Source organism: Streptomyces odontomachi (assembly GCF_024435355.1).
GTDB lineage: Bacteria > Actinomycetota > Actinomycetes > Streptomycetales > Streptomycetaceae > Streptomyces > Streptomyces odontomachi.
Genome location: NZ_JAMJWG010000066.1, coordinates 1 through 5,021, shown reverse-complemented (window position 1 = coordinate 5,021; position 5,021 = coordinate 1). Strand labels below are relative to the sequence as shown.

At 74.3% G+C, this 5,021-nt stretch carries 2 protein-coding genes; both read left to right on the top strand.

Annotation, left to right across the window (positions count from 1 at the left end):
- Positions 1–3,245: SDR family NAD(P)-dependent oxidoreductase (locus NQO67_RS43350; RefSeq protein WP_255956166.1), on the top strand; the 3,245-nt coding region annotated here is incomplete at its 5' end.
- 55 nt (positions 3,246–3,300) lie between these two features.
- Positions 3,301–5,021: type I polyketide synthase (locus NQO67_RS43345; protein WP_255956165.1), on the top strand; the 1,721-nt coding region annotated here is incomplete at its 3' end.

Genomic DNA, 5,021 nt, shown 5'->3' with positions numbered 1-5,021 from the left:
CGGACGGGTACGGGATCCATCCCGCGCTCCTCGACGCCGCCCTGCACACCGTCGCCCTCACTTCGGGTGCCCTGGCGCCGGGCGCCGATGAGGCGGGGACGATCCGGTTGCCGTTCGCCTGGGCCGGGGTCTGCCTGTACGCCGGGAATCCACGGGTGCTGAGGGTCGCGCTGACCTCCGAGGCGGAGCGGCCCGACGAGGTGACGTTGCGGTTGGCCGACGAGACCGGGCAGCCGGTCGCCGGGATCGATGCGCTCACGTTGCGGCCGATCGAGGTGCACCGGCTCGCCGCGTCCCAGGGCCGCGGCGGCGACGCGTCGTACCGGCTGGAGTGGACCCCGGCGAACCTGCCTGAGACACCGTCCGCCGAACCGGCCGCGCTGACCGTGCTCGGTGCGGGGCGGGAGGCGTTGGCCGCGGCGCTGGGCGGGGTGGCGCGGGACGAGGACCTTGCGGCGTTGGCGACGGCGGCCGTCGATGCCGCCACCCGTGATGCCCGCGGTGCCGCGCCGCATCACGTCGTCGTGGCGCCGGCGGGGAGCGTCGACGCCGCACCCGTCCGGTCGGCACATGCCATGACGCACCAGGCGTTGGCGCTGGTGCAGGAGTGGCTGGCGGCCGCGCACGGGTCCGGGACGCGGCTGGTGGTGCTCACCAGGGGTGCCGTGGCCACCCATCCGGCGGAGGACGTCGCCGATCTGGCGGCATCGACCGTGTGGGGTCTGGTGCGTACCGCGCAGACCGAGAACCCGGACCAGTTCGTGCTGGTCGACGTCGACGGCATCGACGTGTCGTACGGGGCCGTCGCCGCCGCGCTGGCGACCGGGGAGCCGCAGATCGCGGTGCGCGCCGGGCAGGTGCTGGTGCCGAGGCTGGCAGCGGCCGCCACCACTGCCGATGCGGCGGGCACGCTCACGCTGCCGGACGGTGCGCGGGCGTGGCGGCTCGACAGCACCGGCAAGGGGACGCTGGAGAACCTGGCGCTGTGCCCCGCCGACGAGCAGATCACCCGGCCGCTGGAGCCGGGCGAGGTGCGGGTCGCGGTACGGGCCGCCGGGCTGAACTTCCGTGACGTGCTGATCGCGCTGGGCATGTACCCGGGCGACGCCCCGATCGTCAGCGAGGGCGCCGGCACCATCACGGAGGTCGGACCCGGCGTCACCGCGTTCCAGGTCGGCGACCGGGTGATGGGGCTGATCGGGGGCGCGGCCGGGCCGCTCGCCGTCACCGACCACCGGTGGCTGGCGCGGATGCCCGAAGGCTGGTCCTATGCCGAGGCCGCCGCCATCCCGGTCACGTTCCTCACCGCCTACTACGGTCTCGTCGACCTCACGACCGTGGGCGCGGGCGAGCGGATCCTGATCCACGCCGGTACCGGCGGGGTGGGCATGGCCGCCATCCAGCTGGCCCGCCACTGGGGTGCCGAGATCTATGCGACCGCCAGCCCCAACAAGTGGCAGGTGCTGCGTGACCTCGGCATCGACGACGCGCACATGGCGTCCTCCCGGTCCCTCGACTTCGAGCAGCGGTTCCTCGATGCGACGGACGGCGCGGGCATGGACATCGTGCTCAACTCGCTGGCCCGCGAGTACGTCGACGCCTCGCTGCGGCTGCTGCCACGTGGCGGCCGGTTCCTGGAGATGGGCAAGACGGACATCCGGGACGCGGGTCACGTCGCCGCCGACCACGCCGGAGTGGCCTACCGCGCCTACGACATGATCCAGGCCGGGCCCGACCGCATCCAGCAGATGCTGGCCGACCTGGTGGAACTCTTCGACCGGGGCGTGCTCACACCGCTGCCGGTGCACGCCATGGACGTCCGGCACGCCCCGCACGCCTTCCGCTACCTTCAGCAGGCCCGGCACACCGGCAAGCTGGTGCTCACGCTGCCCCGTGCCCTCGACCCCGACGGCACCGTCCTCATCACCGGCGGCACCGGAACCCTCGGCCGGCACACCGCCCGGCACCTCGTGACCGAGCACGGTGTCCGGCACCTGCTGCTGGTCAGCCGGCGCGGGCCGGACGCGCCGGGCGCCGCCGCGTTCGCCGAGGAACTCGGTGCGCTCGGCGCCCGGGTGCGGCTCGCGTCCTGCGACACCACGGACCGGGACGAGCTGGCCGCACTGCTGGCGACCGTGCCCGCCGAGCACCCGCTGACCGCGGTCGTGCACAGCGCCGGAGCCCTGCGCGACGCGACCCTGACCGCCCTCACCCCGGACCACCTGGACACGGTGCTGCGTCCGAAAGTCGACGCCGCCTGGCACCTGCACGAGCTGACACGGGAGCTCGACCTCGCCGCCTTCGTGCTGTACTCGTCCGCCAGCGGCACCCTCGGCAGCCCCGGCCAGGCCAACTACGCCGCCGCCAACACCTACCTCGACGCGCTGGCCCACCACCGCAGGGCGCACGGGCTGCCCGCGCTCTCCCTCGCCTGGGGCCTGTGGGAGGAGACCAGCGAACTGACCGAGTCCGTCGACTCGGCCTCGCAACGCCGGATGGCCCGCGGCGGCGTGCTCGCGATGACGACGGAACACGCCCTCGACCTGCTGGGCTCCTCGCTCGACGCGCCCGACGCCGTCCACCTCCCCGTCCTGCTCGACAAGGCCGCACTCAACGGGCCGCGGGACGAGGTGCCGCGGCTGCTGCACGGCCTGACCGCCGTGCGCAGGGTGCGCCGCAGCGCCGCCGGCGGCCCGGCTGCCGCCGGTGAGCAGGGGCTGCGCGGCGACCTCGCCGGCCTGACCGCGGCGGAGCAGGACGCGCGGCTGCTGGCCCTGGTGCGCGGCCATGTGGCGGCCGTCCTCGGGCACGGCTCGGCCGACGACGTCGAACCCCGCCGTTCCTTCCAGGCGATCGGCTTCGACTCGCTGACCGCCGTCGAACTGCGCAACCGGCTCGGTACCGCGACCGGACTGCGGCTGCCCGCCACCGTGATCTTCGACCACCCGACACCCGCGGCGCTCGCCACCGAACTACGGGCCCTGGTGGCGCCGGAGGCCAAGGCCGCCGGCCCGGACGCGGCCCTCGCCGACCTGGACCGGCTGGAGGCGGCACTCCTGGACGGTGTCCCGCCGGGCGACGTCCAGGACGAGATCGCGCTCCGGTTGCAGACGCTGCTGCGGAAGGTGACCGCGGCCCCGACCGCCGAAGCGGACACCGCCGAGGACGCCGTGGAGATCGAGACGGCCACGGACGAGGAACTCTTCCGCGCGCTCGACAGCGAGCTCGGTATCGCCGAGGCGTGAGCACCCGCGTCACCGCAACCGCCACCACCGACCACTCCGACGAAGGGACCTCGCGGTGAACGAGGACAAGCTGCGCGAATACCTCAGGCGCGCAACCGCCGACCTCCGCCAGGCCAACCGCCGGCTGCGTGACGCCGAGGCGAAGGAGACCGAGCCGATCGCGGTGGTCGGCATGGGCTGCCGCTTCCCCGGCGGGGTCACCTCCCCCGAGGAGCTGTGGCAGCTGGTCGCCGGCGGGGTCGACGCGGTGGGCGGATTCCCCGCCGACCGCGGCTGGGACCTGGACGACCTGTTCGACCCCGACCCGGAACGCAGCGGAAAGTCCTACGCCACGGAGGGCGGCTTCCTCCCGGAGGCCGACCACTTCGACGCGGACTTCTTCGAGATCAGCCCGCGCGAGGCCACCGCGATGGACCCGCAGCAGCGGCTGCTCCTCGAAGTCGCCTGGGAGACCTTCGAACGGGCCGGCATCACGGACGAGGCCGCGCACGGCTCACGCACCGGGGTCTTCGTCGGCACCAGCGGCCAGGACTACCTGCGGGACCTGCCCGACCACCTCGAAGGCGTCGACGGCTACATCGGCACCGGCAGCGCGCCCAGCGTCACCTCGGGCCGGATCGCCTACGCGCTGGGCCTGGAGGGCCCGGCCGTCTCGGTGGACACCGCCTGCTCGTCGTCGCTGGTCGCCATCCACCTCGCCACCCGCGCGCTGCGGCACGGCGAGTGCACGATGGCCCTGGCCGGCGGTGTGACGGTGATGGGCACGCCCAACGTGTTCGTCGAGTTCAGCCGGCAGCGCGGCCTCGCACCCGACGGCCGCTGCAAGCCCTTCGCCGCCGCCGCCGACGGCACCGGCTTCGCCGAGGGCGTCGGCCTGATCCTGCTGGAGCGGCTGTCGGACGCCCAGGCGAACGGCCACCGGATACTCGCCGTCATCCGCGGCTCGGCCACCAACCAGGACGGCGCCAGCAACGGCCTGACGGCGCCCAACGGACCCGCCCAGCAGCGGGTGATCCGGGCGGCGTTGGCGAACGCGGGGGTGACCGCAGCGGAAGTGGACGCCGTCGAAGCCCACGGCACGGGCACCACGCTCGGCGACCCGATCGAGGCCCAGGCCCTGATCGCCACCTACGGGCGGAACCGCGACCCGGAGCGGCCCTTGTGGCTGGGGTCGCTCAAGTCGAACATCGGGCATGCGCAGGCCGCCGCCGGCATCGGCGGTGTGATCAAGATGGTCGAGGCGATCCGGCGCGGCGTGCTGCCGAAGACCCTGCATGTGGACGAGCCGTCCCCGCACGTCGACTGGGCGGACGGCGGCGTCCGACTCCTCACGCAGGCACATGAGTGGCCTCGGACGGGGCGCCCGCGGCGCGTCGGGGTGTCCTCGTTCGGCATCAGCGGCACCAACGCGCACGTGATCCTGGAGTCCGCACCCGAAGCGGACGCGTCGACCCCGGAAGCCGACGCGCCGGTCGAGGCGGCAGGTCCGGCAGGTCTGGCGGGTCCGGCGGGTCCGGTGGTGCCGTGGGTGCTGTCGGCGAAGACGGCGGCAGCGGTGCGGGACCAGGCACAACGGCTGTACGAGTCCGTCGCGGCCACCCCCGACCTCCACCTGCACGACACCGCGCACGCCCTGGCGGCCACCCGCTCCCGCTTCGCCCACCGCACCGTCGTCCTCGGCACCGACCGGGACGACCTGCTGTCCGGCCTCAAGGAGCGCGCCGCGGGCGCTGCGGCGGCGCGTGGCGTGGTCTCGGGTGTGGTGCGGGGCGGGAG